The sequence below is a fragment of the Streptomyces galbus genome (genome assembly GCF_005280195.1).
Classification (GTDB): Bacteria; Actinomycetota; Actinomycetes; order Streptomycetales; family Streptomycetaceae; genus Streptomyces; species Streptomyces galbus.
Map to the genome: position 1 here is coordinate 569,514 of NZ_SZPR01000010.1, position 15,374 is coordinate 584,887.

Genomic DNA, 15,374 nt, shown 5'->3' on the forward strand with positions numbered 1-15,374 from the left:
TGAATCTGCGACCGGACAGCCGCGCCACCGACCGCGGCGAAACATTCGTTCAGCCCCTCGAACATCACGTACACGCCCCAGTCGTCTGCGGTCCTGGATGCTGGAGGGACTGTCCGACATGGGCAAGGGCCAGAGCGTCACGGGACCGCACGCCACGCCGGAGCCCCCGCACCGCGGTCAGTCCTGGTACCGCGTCATGTGCCTGACGGGCGTCGACTACGTCTCCACCCTCGGCTACCAGCCGGGCATCGCCGCCCTCGCGGCCGGCCTGCTCTCCCCGTCGCGACCGTCGTCCTGGTGATCGTGACCCTCCCGGGCGCCCTGCCGGTCTACCGCCGGGTCGCCGAGGAATCACCGCGCGGCGAGGGCTCGATCGCCATGCTGGAGCGGCTGCTCACCTTCTGGAAGGGCAAGCTGTTCGTCCTGACCCTGCTGGGCTTCGCCGCCACCGACTTCCTGATCACCATCACCCTGTCCGCGGCGGGCGCCTCGACCCACCTGGTGGAGAACCCGCACCTGACCGACGCCCTGCACGGCCGGCGGATGCTCATCACCCGACTGCTGGTGGCCCTGCTCGGCGCGGTGTTCCTCAAGGGCTTCCTGGAGGCGGTCGGCGTCGCCGTCGCCCTGTTCGCCACCTACCTCTGCCTCAACGCGGTGGTCGTGGCCGCCGGCTTCTGGCACGTGGTCACCGCCGGTCACGTCGTCACCGACTGGTCCCACGCGCTGTCGTCTTCGCCGAGGTCACGGTCACCGACCCGTCCGAGTTCGAGGGCCGGCTGGGGGTGCGCGGCGAGGTCCTGCACGGCCGCTACCGCGTCCTGACCCTGGAGTCCTCCTCCATCCCGAACGCCCTGGCGGCCCTGCTCCTGCACGTGCGCGACACCACCGGCTGCACGCCGCACATCTACTTCGAGTGGACCGAGGGCAGCCCGTTCACCAGCTTCCTGCGCTTCTTCCTCTTCGGCCAGGGCGAGGTCGCCCCGGTCACCCGTGCGGTGCTGCGCGAGGCGGAACCGGACCCGGCCCACCGGCCGCGCGTGCACACGGGCTGACACGCCCGAGGGCTCCCCACCGGCCGGTGGGGAGCCCTCGGTGCGCCGTCGAGGGGGCCCGGCGCGCAGCGCCCCGCCCGCCCGCCGGATCAGTCGTCGTACGCGTCCAGCGGCGGGCAGGAGCAGACCAGGTTCCGGTCGCCGTACGCCTGGTCGATGCGGCGCACCGGCGGCCAGTACTTGTCGGCGGCGGACACCCCGCCCGGGAACACGGCCTCCTCGCGCGTGTACGCGTGCTCCCACGCCCCGCCGAGCGCGGCGGCGGTGTGCGGCGCGCCCCGCAGCGGGTTGTCCTCGGCCGGCCAGTCGCCCGCGCCGACCTTCTCGATCTCGGCGCGGATGGCGATCATCGCGTCGCAGAAGCGGTCCAGCTCGGCGAGGTCCTCCGACTCGGTCGGCTCGATCATCAGCGTGCCGGCCACCGGGAAGGACATCGTCGGCGCGTGGAAACCGTAGTCGATGAGCCGCTTGGCCACGTCGTCCACGCTCACGCCGGTGGCCTTGGTGATCGGCCGCAGGTCGATGATGCACTCGTGGGCGACCAGCCCGCCGGGGCCGGTGTAGAGCACGGGGTAGTGCGGCTCCAGGCGCTTGGCGACGTAGTTCGCGGACAGCACGGCCACCTGCGTGGCCCGCTTGAGCCCCTCGCTGCCCATGAGGCGCACGTAGGCCCAGGAGATCGGCAGGATGCCCGCGGAACCCCACGGTGCGGCCGAGATCGGCCCGACACCCGTCTCCGGCCCGGCGGCCGGCTGCAGCGGGTGGTTCGGCAGGTACGGCGCCAGGTGCGACCGCACGGCCACGGGGCCGACGCCGGGACCGCCGCCGCCGTGCGGGATGCAGAACGTCTTGTGCAGGTTCAGGTGGGAGACGTCGCCGCCGAAGTGGCCCGGCTTGGCGAGGCCGACCAGCGCGTTGAGGTTGGCGCCGTCGACGTACACCTGGCCGCCCGCCTCGTGCACCTGCGCGCAGATGTCGGCGACGTGCTCCTCGAACACGCCGTGCGTCGACGGGTAGGTGATCATCAGCACGGCGAGCTGCTCGCGGTGCTGCTCGATCTTGGCCCGCAGGTCCTCGACGTCGATCTCGCCGTCCTCGGCGGTCTTCACGACGACGACCTTCATGCCGGCCATGACGGCGCTGGCGGCGTTGGTGCCGTGCGCCGAGGACGGGATGAGGCAGACGGTGCGGCCCTCGTCGCCGTTGGCGCGGTGGTAGCCGCGCACGGCCAGCAGACCGGCCAGCTCGCCCTGCGACCCGGCGTTGGGCTGGAGGGAGACCTTGTCGTACCCGGTGACCTCGGCGAGCCGCTCCTCCAGCTCACGGATCAGCGTGAGGTAGCCCTCGGCCTGCTCGGCGGGCGCGAACGGGTGAAGCTGCCCGAACTCCGGCCAGGTGACCGGCTCCATCTCGGTGGTCGCGTTGAGCTTCATGGTGCAGGAGCCCAGCGGGATCATGCCGCGGTCGAGCGCGTAGTCCCGGTCGGCGAGCCGGCGCAGGTAGCGCAGCATCGCCGTCTCGGAGCGGTGCTGGTGGAACACCGGGTGGGTCAGGTAGTCGTCGGACCGCAGCAGCCCCTCGGGCAGCACGTCCCCGGCGGACGCGTCCAGCGCCTCGACGTCGCCCTGGACACCGAAGGCGTCCCAGACCGCGGCGAGCTGCGCGCGCGTGGTGGTCTCGTCGCAGGCGGCCGACACGTGGTCGGTGTCGACGAGCCGCAGGTTGACCCCGTTGTCGCGGGCGGCGGCCACGACCTCGGCGGCCCTGCCGGGCACCCGCGCGGTCACCGTGTCGAAGTAGGCGCCGTGCACGACCTCGACGCCGCCCGCGGTCAGCCCGGCGGCCAGGATCGAGGCGTACCGGTGGGTGCGCCGCGCGATCGCCCGCAGCCCGTCGGGGCCGTGGTAGACGGCGTACATGCCGGCCATGACGGCCAGCAGGACCTGCGCGGTGCAGATGTTGCTGGTGGCCTTCTCGCGCCGGATGTGCTGCTCACGGGTCTGCAGCGCGAGCCGGTAGGCGCGGTGCCCGTCCGCGTCCACGGACACCCCGACGAGCCGCCCGGGCAGGCTCCGCGCGAACTTCTCCTGGACGGCCATGTAGCCGGCGTGCGGCCCGCCGAAGCCCATCGGCACACCGAACCGCTGCGTCGTGCCCACCGCGATGTCGGCGCCCAGCTCACCGGGCGACGTCAGCAGGGTCAGCGCCAGCAGGTCGGCGGCGACCGTGACGACCGCGCCCAGCTCGTGGGCCTGCTCGATCACGGGCCGGATGTCGCGCACGGCACCGGAGGCACCCGGGTACTGGATCAGCACGCCGTTGATCTCGCGGCCGGCGACCTCGGCCGGGATGCCCTCGGCGAGGTCGGCGACGACCACCTCGACACCGGTCGGTTCGGCCCGGGTGCGGATCACGGCGACGGTCTGGGGCAGCGCGTCCGCGTCGACCAGGAACAGGCCCTTCTTGTTCTTGCCCATGCGCCGGGACAGGGCCATCGCCTCGGCGGCGGCGGTGCTCTCGTCGAGCAGCGAGGCACCGGAGGTCGGCAGCCCGGTCAGCTCGGCGACCATGGTCTGGAAGTTGAGCAGCGCCTCCAGGCGGCCCTGGGAGATCTCCGGCTGGTAGGGCGTGTACGCCGTGTACCAGGCCGGGTTCTCCATGACGTTGCGCAGGATGACGGGCGGCGTGAACGTGCCGTGGTAGCCGAGCCCGATCATCGAACCGAGCACCTGGTTGCGGTCGGCGAGGGAGCGCAGCTCGGCCAGCACCTCGGCCTCGCTGCGCGCGCCGGGCAGGTCCAGGGCGTCGGCGTTCTTGATCACATCCGGCACCGCGGCGGCGGTCAGCTCGTCGAGCGAGCCGTACCCGACCTGCGCGAGCATCTTGGCCCGCGCCTCCTGGTCGGGCCCGATGTGGCGCTGCTCGAAGGGGATGCCCTCTTCGAGCTCGGAGAGCGGTATGCGGTGGGCGGTCATTGCGGAGGCCTCCTGGTCTGACGCGACCTTCGAGGGACACCACGGCACGGGTGCCCCGACGGCCTCCCCCTCTGTCATCTCAACCTGAGAGCTTCACCGGACGGCCCGGGGGCGTCCGGCTTTCACCGTCGGTGAGAGCGGACGCCGTCGACACCCGCCCTGCTTTCCAGAGTGACCTCGTCCGTGCGGTACGTGGGCCTGAGAGATTCCGGGGAGGATTTGCTCCTTCGGCGCCTCCATGGAGCTCGGAGGACTCTCCCGCACGGGGTCAGCAGCCGCTGTCAGCGTACCAGCGAGGTCAACGCCGTGGCCTTCGAGTGGCCGCCGGGGCGAATGTGCTCTTTCGTAGTGCTGACGGACGAGGTGCGCCCATTGCGACCATATGGAGGGACCGTGCAGACCGACATCGATCCGCGCCACCTGATCGGCCGCAAGGCGTTCGACCGCAACGGCACCAAGATCGGCACCATCGACGAGGTCTACCTCGACGACGCGACGGGCGTGCCGGAGTGGGCGGCCATACGGACCGGTCTGTTCTCCCGGGACGCGTTCGTCCCGCTGGAGCCCAGCGAGCTGGTCGACGGCGCCCTGCGGGTCCCCTTCGACCGGGCCCTGATCAAGGAGGCCCCGGACTTCGGCGTGGGCCGCCACCTCTCCCCCGAGCAGGAACTGCAGCTCTACCACCACTACGGCCTCGACGTGGCCGCCACGCCCCTGCCGCCGGACCACGACTTCGGCCGCCTGGCGAGCAACCCGGACGAGGTCTGAGAGGCCGCACGACAGCGCCCCCACCCGGCCGCCGGCCGACACCGACCGCGCCCCGAGCCACCGTCGACCGATGCCGACCGCATCCCGAGCCACCGTCGACCGGCCCTCCGGCACCTTTCGCGGCGGTCCGCCCGGACCGGCCCTCCGCCCTCGACCGGAGCTCCGGCCCGCCTCCCCGCGCCCCGCTCAGCCCCCCACCGCCCCGCTCCCCACCCCCTTCTGCTCCGGCCCGGCCCCGCCGTCCGGCCCGCCCGCGTCGGACGGCCGGACCGGCACCAGCGGCAGGGGGTCGGCCGGTTCCAGGTCGGGATCGTCGACGCGGAACGTCCGTACCCGCCCGGGCTCCGAGTCCGGTGTCTCGAACCGCACGGTGACCCGGCCCAGCCCGCTGCCCTGCACCCACCCGTGCCCGAGCGAGGCGTGCCGTACGTCGTGGCCGGGCCGCCAGGAGTGCTCGGCGGGAGCCGGCTCGGCCGGCCGGGGCTGCTCCGGTGCCGCCGTCTCCTCCTCGGGCGCCTCGGCGTGCTCGCCCGCGGCCTGCGCGAACAGGTCCTCCTGTGTGTAGTCGGCCAGTCCGGAGACGCCGACCCCGAGCAGCCGCACCCCGCCGGTGGTGTCCACCGAGTCCAGCAGCCGGGCCGCCGCCTCCCGCACCACGGCCGGGTCGTCCGTGGGCCCGCGCAGGGTCTCCGAACGGGTCAGGGTGGAGAAGTCGTACCGGCGCACCTTGAGCACGATCGTCCGCCCCGACAGCCCGGCGCCGCGCAGCCGCCGCACGCACCGGTCGGCGAGCCGCTGCACCTCCAGGCCCACCCGGAGCCGGTCGTGGATGTCCACGTCGTAGGTGTCCTCGACCGAGACGGACTTGGTCTCCCGCTCGGCCACCACGGGCCGCTCGTCACGCGCCAGCGCCATGGCGTACAGGCCGTGCCCGTGGGCCTTGCCGAGCAGCCGCACCAGCTCGTCCTCGCCGGCCTCCACGATCTCGTCGATCGTGGTGATCCCGGCCCGGCGCAGGTGGTCGCCCGTCGCCGGGCCCACACCCGGCAGCGTCCGCACCGACAGCGGCCCGAGGAGCGCCCGCTCGGTCCCCGGCTCGATCAGCACCAGGCCGTTCGGCTTGGCCTGCTCGGAGGCGATCTTGGCGAGCATCTTGGAGGCGGCCAGCCCGACCGACCCGGTGAGCCCGGTGACCGCCCGGATGTCGGCGCGCAGCCGGGCCCCGGCCAGCCGCGCCGACTCGGCGTCCCAGGCCGCTCCCCCGGCCTCCAGGTCGACGAACGCCTCGTCCAGGCTCAGCGGCTCCACCAGCGGCGACAGCGCCCGCAGCAACGCCATGACCTGGTCGCTGATCGCCCGGTAGAAGGTGAAGCGGGGGGTGAGGTAGGCGGCGTTGGGGGCGAGGCGGCGCGCCTGGGCCATGGGCATCGCCGAGTGCACCCCGAAGACCCGTGCCTCGTAGGAGGCGGTGGCCACGACGCCGCGGGGCCCGAGGCCGCCCACGACCACCGCCTTGCCGCGCAGGCTCGGCTTGGACGCCTGCTCCGCCTGGGCGAAGAAGGCATCCATGTCGAGATGCAGGATGGTGGGCGCGTTCCGCACACCTCTGATGCTGCACCACACCACTGACAACGGCAGTCAGCGACCCCGCGCCACCCGCGGGCACGCCCGGCCGTCTCCGCGTAGGCGGCTGTACGGTGCTTCAGACCGCCCGGTTGCGCCTGCGCGCCAGCTCGTCGGCCGGGTTGTGCCCGACGAGGGTCTCGCCGGTGTCCACGCGCTCGCCGTGAAGCTGCGACAGGGCGCTCTCGACATCCCGCCACACCACGCCCACGGCGATGCCGAAGATGCCCTGGCCGCCCTGGAGCAGGGCGTGGACCTCGTCGGGCGAGGTGCACTCGTAGACGGTGGCGCCGTCGCTCATCAGCGTCATGCGCTCCAGGTCGCGGAAACCGCGTTCCCTGAGGTGCTGCACGGCCGTGCGGATGTTCTGCAGGGAGACGCCCGTGTCCAGGAAGCGCTTGACGATCTTCAGGACGACGACGTCCCGGAAGCTGTACAGGCGCTGGGTCCCGGAGCCGTACGCGGGCCGCACGCTCGGTTCGACGAGGCCGGTGCGGGCCCAGTAGTCCAGTTGGCGGTAGGTGATGCCGGCGGCCGCGCAGGCCGTCGGACCGCGGTAGCCGATCTCCTCGGACGCCATGGACGTCGCCCCTCCGCCGCTCGGCACGGCCGTCGGTCGTTGCGGAGCGTGATCGGCCGCGCCGCCGTGGAGCGCATACGGACCGCTTCCCCCGACTCCGCGTCCGGGGGCACCCCCAGCCGTACCGTCGCCGCTGCTTCTCACGCCGACCTCCGTCCTTGAACTGCCGTCTCGACGGTAGGCAGTCACCAGGGGTGCGTCAACGATCGCCACACTCGGCACGCCGAGTGATAATCACCCTGAGAGTGGTTTCCCGTACCCCACCGCGGGGAAAGGCTAGCCGAATGCGCTCGGGGACGAGCCGTATGACGCTCCCCCTGGCCGACGGCATATACCGAAACCCCACGTGAGCGCTCCGCGCGCCCGACGACCGGCCCGGCGGCGTGCTGCAGGCCGCCCGGCCCTGGTGCGCGCCTCCCGCGGCTACTGGCTGCTGGTGCCGAAGTCCTCGGGCGAGATCTGGTCGAGGAACTCGCGGAACTTCTCCACCTCGTCCTCCTGCTCGTCCGGGATGGCGATACCGGCGTCGTCGAGCACCGTGTCGCTGCCGTAGATCGGCGTCCCGGTGCGCAGGGCCAGCGCTATGGCGTCGGACGGGCGGGCGCTCACCTCGACGCCGCTGGCGAAGACCAGCTCCGCGTAGAAGACGCCCTCCCGCAGATCCGTGATGCGCACTTCGGTTAGCTCCTGGCCCACCGCCTCCAGCACGTCCTTGAACAGGTCGTGGGTCAGCGGCCGTGCGGGAGCCATGCCCTGCTGGGCGAAGGCGATCGCCGTCGCCTCCCCCGGTCCGATCCAGATGGGGAGGTAGCGGTCGCCTCCCACTTCACGCAGGAGCACGATCGGTTGGTTGGAGGGCATCTCGACCCGGACACCTACGACATCGAGCTCGTTCACACAGCAACCCTAGGCCGTGTCCGAGACGTTTGGGTAGTCGGGCCGGGATCGGCCGGCCGATCCGCCCAGGGCGAACGGTGCCGGCGGGGCACTTTCCGGCCGTCAGGGCAGCCGTACGCCGAGCGCCGTCTGCACCAGCGCGGCGTGCAGCCTGACCGTCAGACCGGCCAGTTCCTTGGTGCGGGCCTCGGCGTGGGCCCGGGTCTGCGGGTTGCGGTGCCGCCGGAGCGGGGAGACCACCTGGTCCACCAGACCGGCCTCACGGTCGGCCGCCGCCTTCATCACCCGCAGGTGCCTCGGTTCGATGCCGAACCGCCCCAGCTCGGCGATCAGGGAGGCCACGGTGGCCGCCTCCGCGTCGTAGACGCCGTCCTCCAGCGGGACGACCAGGCCGTACGACTCCCACTCGGTCAGCTCCGCCTCGTCGATGCCGGCGGCCGCCAGCAGCTCGGCCCGTCCGATCCGGGCGGCGGTGGGCGCCTCGGACGGCTCGGCGGGGGCCGTCTCGCCGTCACGCTGCCGGCCGAGCTTCGGCAGCGGGCCGACCTCCCCGCGCTCCATGGCGTCCAGGTGCTCGCGGATGACCTTGAGCGGCAGGTAGTGGTCCCGCTGCATCCGCAGCACCTGGGCCAGCCGCTCGACGTCCTCGGCGCTGAACTTGCGGTACCCCGACGGGGTCCGCCGCGGCTCGACCAGGCCCTCGGACTCCAGGAACCGGATCTTGGAGATGGTGACCTCGGGGAACTCGTCGCGCAGCGCGTTCAGCACCGTGCCGATGCTCATCAGCCCGGTGTCCGCGGCGGCGGTGCCGTACCCGGCACCGCCCCTCGGTGTTCGCAGCATGGACCTTCCCCAGGGGTGTCCCCCGGACCGGAGTCCGGGGAGGGTCAGTAGCCTCGCTGGCTCGCGTAGAAGACCAGCCGGTACTTGCCGATCTGCACCTCGTCCCCGTTCGACAGGGCGACCTGGTCGATCCGCTCGCGGTTGACGTACGTGCCGTTCAGGCTGCCGACGTCGGCGACCGTGAACGTCCCGTCCGGGCTGCGGCGGAACTCCACGTGGCGGCGCGAGACCGTCACGTCGTCCAGGAAGATGTCGCTCTGCGGGTGACGCCCGGCCGTCGTCAGGTCGCCGTCCAGCAGGAAGCGGCTGCCCGAGTTCGGCCCGCGTCGCACGACCAGCAGCGCGGAGCCCAGCGGCAGCGCGTCCACCGCGGCCTGCGCCTCGGGCGACAGGGCGGGCAGCTGCGTCTGGCCGGTGGCCTCGGCGTCGTAGGCCTCGAGACCGGAGATCGAGATGGTGGACGTCGTCTCCGACGGGCGCTCGGCCCCCGCCCGCAGCGGGGCACCGCAGTTGGAGCAGAAGCGGCTGTTCTCCGCGTTGCGGTTACCGCACCTCGTGCACACCAGGGCCGACATAGGGGAAAACCCTCCACCCGTACTTGAGGTTGACGGTTGTCCGAAACCTATGCCGCCGGACTGTGCAGGGTCAACAGACGGCGCGCCCTGACCATGGGAAATGTCACCCGGACCAGCCACCTGGTCCCGGAACAGCGGCCGCTGGCCCTCCGCGTCGGGCTGTGCGCGATGGCGGGCGGTCGCGTTGTCGCTGCCCTCTCGCGCGCTCTTGCCGAACAACTTCGCAAACAACTTCACGGGCGATTCCCCTTGACCGAAACAGACCCGCCCGTGGGGCAGGACGAACCCTGACTGAACACACCGGTCGACCCGGACACCTTCACAACGTCCGTATCCACCAGACAGTTTCCACCACGCACCACCGGATCGGTGCGCCGACCCCCCGCAGCCTCATGCCCTTGCCGGACGTCCCCCATGCACCCCCGGTTCACGGGGAGGACGACCGAGCGTAGTCAGGCTGCTTCGCTGCTCGCAAGGCGTCCACGACGATCTTGTCCGACCGCTCCACCGTAACGGTGGCCTGCTCCTTCTCCAGGGTCTGCACCACGCCTCCGGGGATGTTGAGCGCCGGCTCGAGGTCCTGCGGCTTGCCGATGACCTTGAAACGATACGGCGCGTTGATCTTGTTCCCGTCGACGCTCACGCTCTTGCCGGTGTCCGTCAGGTACGTATTGGCGACCACCCGCACGCCGTTGACCTGGATCGCCTCCGCCCCGGCCGCGCGCAGCTCCTGGATCGCGTCGAGCAGCATGTCCGCCTCGACCGTCCCCTTCGTGTCCTCGATGGTCATCGTGATGCCGGGACCCTGGGCCGCCACCGTGCCCGCCAGGATGCCGAGTTGCCGTTCCTTCTCGACCGTCTGCCGGCGGGCCTCCTCGGCCTGGTCGGAGCTGTTCTCCAGCTCCTGCTGCTGCTTCTCGAGTCCCTGCTTCTCGTCACCAAGACGCTGACTGCGGTCGTCGAGTTCATCGAGGATGCGCACGAGATCCTCCTGGCGGGCGCCGCGCAGCGCGCTGTCGCTGTCGCTGTTCGACGCGACCTGCACCGCCAGACCGAACCCGAGGCCGAACAGCAGCACCGCCACGATGAGTTGGGCGCGGCTCGCCCGCAGCGGCCACAGGCCCTTCACCAGCCGCTGCCGCCCGGTCAGCCGGTCCTGCTCCCGGCCGGCCGCCTGCGGCGCCTGCGGCCCGGCGGGCGCCGCGGGCACCTCCTCGGGCAGTTCCCTGCGCAGCGGGTTCTCGGGCGTCCTGTCCTGGTCGCTCATCGGCGTCACGCCCGGAACACGTGCCGGCGGATCGCCGCGGCGTTGGAGAAGATGCGGATGCCCAGCACCACGACCACGCCCGTGGACAGCTGGGCCCCCACGCCCAACTTGTCGCCCAGGAACACGATCAGCGCGGCCACGACGACGTTCGACAGGAACGACACCACGAAGACCTTGTCGTCGAAGATGCCGTCCAGCATGGCCCGCAGACCGCCGAAGACGGCGTCCAGCGCCGCCACGACGGCGATGGGCAGATACGGCTCGACGGCCGCCGGAACCTCGGGCCGGACCAACAGTCCGGCCACGACTCCGAGGACCAGGCCCAGTACGGCGATCACGATGTGCCCTTCTCCGTCTCAGTGCTCGGCTGTGCTGTTCGTACGATCACACTCGGGGCCGCGGGCAGCCGGACGTCGTCCTCCACGGAGATCGCGGTCCGGATGCCGAAGTTCTCCCGCAGCGCGTCCAGGTACAGGCCGTCGGCGCTGTCCTGGAACCGGGTGCTGAGGTTCTTCCCGTCCCCCACCGCGAGCACCGTGTACGGCGGCACCAGCGGCTTGTTGTCGACCAGTATGGCGTCGCCCGCCGCCCGGATCGCCGACAGGGACGTCAGCCGCTGTCCGTTGATCGAGACCGCCTCGGCGCCCGACTCCCACAGGCCGTTGACCACGCGCTGCATGTCGCGGTCGCGCACGCGCCCGGTGTCGGAGAAGTCGGCGGTCTCGCGGGGATCGCCGTTGCCGCCGCTGCTGGCTTCCTTGGCGTCGTCCACGACGAGCTTCACACCCGGGCCGTGCACGGCGACGGCGCCGGACAGGACGCCCACCAGGTCACCGCGGCCACTGCCGCCGCTCTTCTCCAGGGCCGCGCGCTGGCGGGCGCTCACGTCGTCGCGGAGCTTGTCGACGGACGCCTCGAGCTTGTCGGCCGCCTCGGTCTCGCGGTCGATGCGGTCGATCAGTTCCTCGCGCTCCTTGGCGACGACCGGCGCGGCGACGCGCGCCTGGGCCGCGCCGACGGTCACGACGAGCGCCGCCAGCACCAGGCCGGCGGCGAGACCCAGCTTCGCCCGCAGGGTCTTGGGCATGCCACCGCCGCCCTGCTTGCGGGCGGCCGCCTCGGCGTAGCCGTCGTCGAGGCTGTGGTCCATGACGTTGGTGAGCAGCGACATGGACGCGTCCGGGCGCGCCGGACGCGCGGGTGTGCTCCGAACGGGGGGCTGCTGCGGCATGCCGCACATCGTCGCACGTCGCGACCGGTACCTCCGAACGGGCCCACCCGCGTGCCGGACAGGCCCCCTTGGGGACACTTGTCCGGCACGCGTGCGTACGGCGGTCCGTCAGCGCCCGGCGCTGTCCACGACCGCCGCCCACTCGTCGAGCAGGGCCTGCGCGGAGGCGTCGTCGGGGCCCTCGGCCCACAGGTGCGTGACCGCCTCGGCCGGGTCGGGCAGCACCATCACCCAGCGGCCGTCGGCCTCCACCACGCGTACGCCGTCGGTGGTGTCGACGAACCGGTCGCCGGCCTCCTCGACGACCCGGCGCATGACCAGGCCCTTGACGGCCCACGGCGTCGCCAGGTCCCGCTTGAGGACGTGCGCCCGCGGGATCCGCGCGTCGATCTGGCTGAGCGTGAGCTGCGTACGCGCCACCAGGCCGATGAGCCGCACGAACGCGGCCGTGCCGTCGAAGACGCTGCTGAACTCGGGGACGATGAAGCCGCCCTTGCCGTCACCGCCGAAGATGGTCGACTCGTCCGCGCCGACCCGGGTCAGGTCGTCGGGCGACGTGGTCGTCCACTCCACCTGCGTCCCGTGGTACGCGGCGACCTGCTCGGCGATCCGGGTGGTCGTCACCGGCAGCGCGACCCGCCCGCTGCGCCGCTCGGCGGCCACCAGGTCGAGCAGCACCAGCAGGGCACGGTCGTCCTCGATGATCCGGCCCTTCTCGTCGACGAGCGACAGCCGCTCGCCCACGGGGTCGAACCGCACGCCGAACGCCGCCTGCGAGGACGCCACGATCTCCCCGAGCCGCACGAGGCCCTTGCGGCGCATCTCGGCGGTCTCCGTCGGACGCGACTCGTCCAGACCGGGGTTGATGGTCAGGGAGTCGACGCCCAGCTTGCCGAGCAGGCTCGGCAGGACCAGTCCGGCGCTGCCGTTCGAGGCGTCCACGACGACCTTCAGCCCGGACTCGGAGATCCCGGTCGTGTCGACGTTGCGCAGCAGCGACCCGGTGTACGAATCGAAGACGCTGGACGGGAAGTGCAGGTCACCGATCTCGCCCGGGAACGCACGGCGGTACTCCTGGCGCGCGAACACCCGGTCGAGCTTGCGCTGGCTGCCCTGGGAGAGGTCGGCGCCCTGGGAGTCGAAGAACATGATGTCCACGGAGTCGGGCACCCCGGGCGACGTCCGGATCATGATGCCGCCGGCGCTGCCGCGCGCGGTCTGCTGCCGCGCCACGGGCAGCGGCACGTTCTCCAGGTCGCGTACGTCGATGGCGCTGGCCTGCAGCGCGGAGATGACCGCCCGCTTGAGGGCACGGGCACCGCGGGAGTGGTCGCGGGCCGTGGTGACCGTCGCGCCCTTCTTCAGGGTCGTCGCGTAGGCGCCGGCGAGGCGTACGGCGAGCTCGGGCGTGATCTCGACGTTCAGGATGCCGGAGACGCCACGGGCGCCGAAGAGGTTCGCCTGGCCGCGCGACTCCCAGATCACCGAAGTGTTGACGAACGCGCCGGCCTCGATGGTCTTGAACGGGTAGACGCGGACGTTGCCCTGCACGATCGATTCTTCACCGATCAGGCACTCGTCACCGATGACGGCGCCGTCCTCGATCCGGGCGGCCCGCATGATGTCGGTGTTCTTGCCCACCACACAGCCGCGGAGGTTGCTGTGCGGTCCGACGTACACGTTGTCGTGGACGACGGACTTGTGCAGGAAGGCCCCGCTCTTGACGACCACGTTCGAGCCCACGACGCTGTGCTCGCGGATCTCGGCGCCGGCCTCCACCTTGGCGTAGTCACCGATGTAGAGCGGGCCGCGGAGCACGGCGTCCGGGTGCACCTCGGCACCTTCGGCCACCCACACCCCGGGCGAGATCTCGAACCCGTCGAGCTCGACGTCGACCTTGCCCTCGAGCACGTCGGCCTGGGCCTTCACGTAGCTCTCGTGGGTGCCGACGTCCTCCCAGTAGCCCTCGGCGACATAGCCGTAGATCGGCTTGCCCTCCTTCATCAGCTGAGGGAAGACGTCGCCGGACCAGTCGACGGGCACATCGGCCTCGACGTAGTCGAAGACCTCGGGCTCCATCACGTAGATGCCGGTGTTCACGGTGTCCGAGAACACCTGGCCCCAGGTCGGCTTCTCCAGGAAGCGCTCGACCTTGCCCTCTTCGTCGACGATGGTGATGCCGAATTCCAGGGGGTTGGGCACGCGCGTCAGGCAGACGGTGACGAGGGCGCCCTTTTCCTTGTGGAAGTTGATCAGCTCGGTGAGGTCGAAGTCCGTCAGGGCATCGCCGGAGATGACGAGGAAGGCATCGTCCTTCAACGCCTCCTCGGCGTTCTTGACGCTTCCGGCGGTACCGAGTGGCTTCTCCTCGTTGGCATACGTGAGCTCCATCCCGAGCTCTTCGCCGTCACCGAAGTAGTTCTTGACCAGCGAGGCCAGGAACTGGACAGTGACAACGGTCTCGTTGAGCCCATGCCTTTTGAGCAGCCGCAGAACGTGCTCCATGATCGGCCGGTTGGCCACCGGCAGGAGCGGCTTGGGCATGCTCGAGGTCATAGGGCGAAGGCGCGTGCCTTCGCCTCCGGCCATCACGACGGCCTTCATGTCGGAAGCGTCCTCCTACAGAGACGACGGTGAGCCGACTTCACCCGTCAAGATTGTCCCGCACTTTCACGCCGCGGGCTTCTCGAGCGATTGCACACCGCTACGCTGCGGGATCAGTCGGCCATGGCGTCCGCGCGGACAAGGCGGCGGACCTGCACCACATACAGCACTCCTGCCCACCAATAGAGGGTTGTACCCCATCCGGCGAACGCCCATCCGAAAATAGCTGCGAGTGACGAGATCCATCCGCTTCCGTCACTGAGCAGCAGCAACGGGAACGCGTACATCAGGTTGAACGTGGCCGCCTTCCCGAGGAAGTTCACCTGGGGCGGCGGATAGCCGTGGCGCCGGAGGATGCCCACCATCACCAGCAGGACCAGCTCCCGCGCCAGCAGGACGGCGGTCAGCCAGAGCGGCAGGATCTCCCGCCAGGTGAGACCGACCAGCGTGGAGAGGATGTACAGCCGGTCGGCGGCCGGGTCGAGCAGCCGGCCGAGGCTGCTGATCTGGTTCCAGCGTCGCGCCAGCTTGCCGTCCAGGTAGTCGCTGATCCCGCTGAGAGCGAGCACGAGCAGGGCCCAGCCGTCGCTCTTGGGGCCGCCGAACTCGGGCCTCAGAATGAGCCACAGGAACAGGGGCACGCCGAGCAGGCGAGCCATGCTCAGGATGTTCGGGATGGTGAGGACCCGGTCCGTCTGGACGCGGGTCTCCTGGACCTCCACCCGGGGGCCTCCAGTGGGAAACGAGCCGACGATGCTCACTGACCTTACCGCAACGCAAAAAAGCGCCGGCCCCTGGGCAGTGCCCAAGAGCCGGAGCTGTAAAAGGAGTTCGGCGGTGTCCTACTCTCCCACAGGGTCCCCCCTGCAGTACCATCGGCGCTGTAAGGCTTAGCTTCCGGGTTCGAAATGTAACCGGGCGTTTCCCCTACGCTATGACCACCGAAACACTATGAA

At 71.1% G+C, this 15,374-nt stretch carries 12 protein-coding genes, 1 rRNA gene, 1 pseudogene and 1 riboswitch; of the genes and pseudogenes, 2 read left to right on the top strand and 12 right to left on the bottom strand.

Going from position 1 to position 15,374, the window contains the following annotated elements; translation table 11 throughout:
* The first annotated feature begins 97 nt into the window (after positions 1 to 97).
* Positions 98 to 1,055, top strand: a pseudogene (locus E4U92_RS10955) (hypothetical protein).
* Between the two features lie 89 nt (positions 1,056 to 1,144).
* Here E4U92_RS10955 and gcvP read toward each other — a convergent pair.
* Entirely contained in the window at positions 1,145 to 4,030 is a 2,886-nt protein-coding gene (gcvP, locus tag E4U92_RS10960; protein ID WP_137300112.1) for an aminomethyl-transferring glycine dehydrogenase, read from the bottom strand.
* Between the two features lie 176 nt (positions 4,031 to 4,206).
* A riboswitch (glycine riboswitch) is annotated at positions 4,207 to 4,301 on the bottom strand.
* Positions 4,302 to 4,423: 122 nt separating this feature from the next.
* On the opposite strand from gcvP, the gene E4U92_RS10965 reads away from it, so the two are divergent.
* On the top strand, positions 4,424 to 4,798 hold the full coding sequence (locus tag E4U92_RS10965) for a PRC-barrel domain-containing protein (RefSeq protein ID WP_174863783.1): 375 nt from the start codon (positions 4,424 to 4,426) through the stop codon (positions 4,796 to 4,798).
* 186 nt (positions 4,799 to 4,984) lie between these two features.
* Here E4U92_RS10965 and E4U92_RS10970 read toward each other — a convergent pair whose 3' ends face one another.
* The 11 genes from E4U92_RS10970 to rrf form a co-directional block, all read right to left on the bottom strand.
* A complete protein-coding gene (locus tag E4U92_RS10970; protein ID WP_137300113.1) occupies positions 4,985 to 6,400 on the bottom strand; it encodes a DNA polymerase IV in 1,416 nt (471 codons plus the stop codon).
* 100 nt (positions 6,401 to 6,500) lie between these two features.
* Positions 6,501 to 7,145, bottom strand: coding sequence for a MerR family transcriptional regulator (locus E4U92_RS10975; RefSeq protein ID WP_137300114.1), 645 nt, complete (start codon positions 7,143 to 7,145; stop codon positions 6,501 to 6,503).
* A 279-nt stretch (positions 7,146 to 7,424) separates the two neighbouring features.
* Positions 7,425 to 7,898, bottom strand: coding sequence for a bifunctional nuclease family protein (locus E4U92_RS10980; RefSeq protein ID WP_026253112.1), 474 nt, complete (start codon positions 7,896 to 7,898; stop codon positions 7,425 to 7,427).
* Between the two features lie 102 nt (positions 7,899 to 8,000).
* Positions 8,001 to 8,741, bottom strand: a complete 741-nt coding sequence (gene ftsR, locus E4U92_RS10985) for a transcriptional regulator FtsR (RefSeq protein WP_137300115.1) — start codon at positions 8,739 to 8,741, stop codon at positions 8,001 to 8,003.
* Positions 8,742 to 8,785: 44 nt separating this feature from the next.
* Positions 8,786 to 9,661, bottom strand: a complete 876-nt coding sequence (locus tag E4U92_RS10990) for an FHA domain-containing protein (RefSeq protein WP_137300116.1) — start codon at positions 9,659 to 9,661, stop codon at positions 8,786 to 8,788.
* Between the two features lie 82 nt (positions 9,662 to 9,743).
* Positions 9,744 to 10,583 carry a DUF881 domain-containing protein gene (locus E4U92_RS10995; RefSeq protein ID WP_137300117.1) on the bottom strand — a complete coding sequence of 280 codons (840 nt, stop codon included), beginning with the start codon at positions 10,581 to 10,583 and terminating at the stop codon, positions 9,744 to 9,746.
* A 5-nt stretch (positions 10,584 to 10,588) separates the two neighbouring features.
* Positions 10,589 to 10,921, bottom strand: coding sequence for a small basic family protein (locus tag E4U92_RS11000; protein ID WP_029384100.1), 333 nt, complete (start codon positions 10,919 to 10,921; stop codon positions 10,589 to 10,591).
* Complete coding sequence (locus tag E4U92_RS11005; RefSeq protein ID WP_137300118.1) at positions 10,918 to 11,823, bottom strand: DUF881 domain-containing protein; 906 nt, start codon at positions 11,821 to 11,823, stop codon at positions 10,918 to 10,920. The genes E4U92_RS11000 and E4U92_RS11005 overlap by 4 nt, the downstream gene beginning before the upstream one ends.
* Before the next feature lie 99 nt (positions 11,824 to 11,922).
* Positions 11,923 to 14,418 carry a mannose-1-phosphate guanyltransferase gene (locus tag E4U92_RS11010; protein ID WP_067227379.1) on the bottom strand — a complete coding sequence of 832 codons (2,496 nt, stop codon included), beginning with the start codon at positions 14,416 to 14,418 and terminating at the stop codon, positions 11,923 to 11,925.
* Between the two features lie 113 nt (positions 14,419 to 14,531).
* Complete coding sequence (gene clsA / locus E4U92_RS11015) at positions 14,532 to 15,140, bottom strand: cardiolipin synthase ClsA (protein WP_137300119.1); 609 nt, start codon at positions 15,138 to 15,140, stop codon at positions 14,532 to 14,534.
* A 107-nt stretch (positions 15,141 to 15,247) separates the two neighbouring features.
* Positions 15,248 to 15,364 (bottom strand): 5S ribosomal RNA (gene rrf, locus E4U92_RS11020).
* Positions 15,365 to 15,374 lie beyond the last annotated feature (10 nt).

Bases quoted from the DNA above. Each gene is read 5' to 3' on its own strand.
- gcvP (WP_137300112.1), bottom strand. From the start codon at position 4,030: ATGACCGCCCACCGCATACCGCTCTCCGAGCTCGAAGAGGGCATCCCC.
- ftsR (WP_137300115.1), bottom strand. From the start codon at position 8,741: ATGCTGCGAACACCGAGGGGCGGTGCCGGGTACGGCACCGCCGCCGCG.
- E4U92_RS10995 (WP_137300117.1), bottom strand. From the start codon at position 10,583: ATGAGCGACCAGGACAGGACGCCCGAGAACCCGCTGCGCAGGGAACTG.
- E4U92_RS11005 (WP_137300118.1), bottom strand. From the start codon at position 11,823: ATGTGCGGCATGCCGCAGCAGCCCCCCGTTCGGAGCACACCCGCGCGT.
- E4U92_RS11010 (WP_067227379.1), bottom strand. From the start codon at position 14,418: ATGAAGGCCGTCGTGATGGCCGGAGGCGAAGGCACGCGCCTTCGCCCT.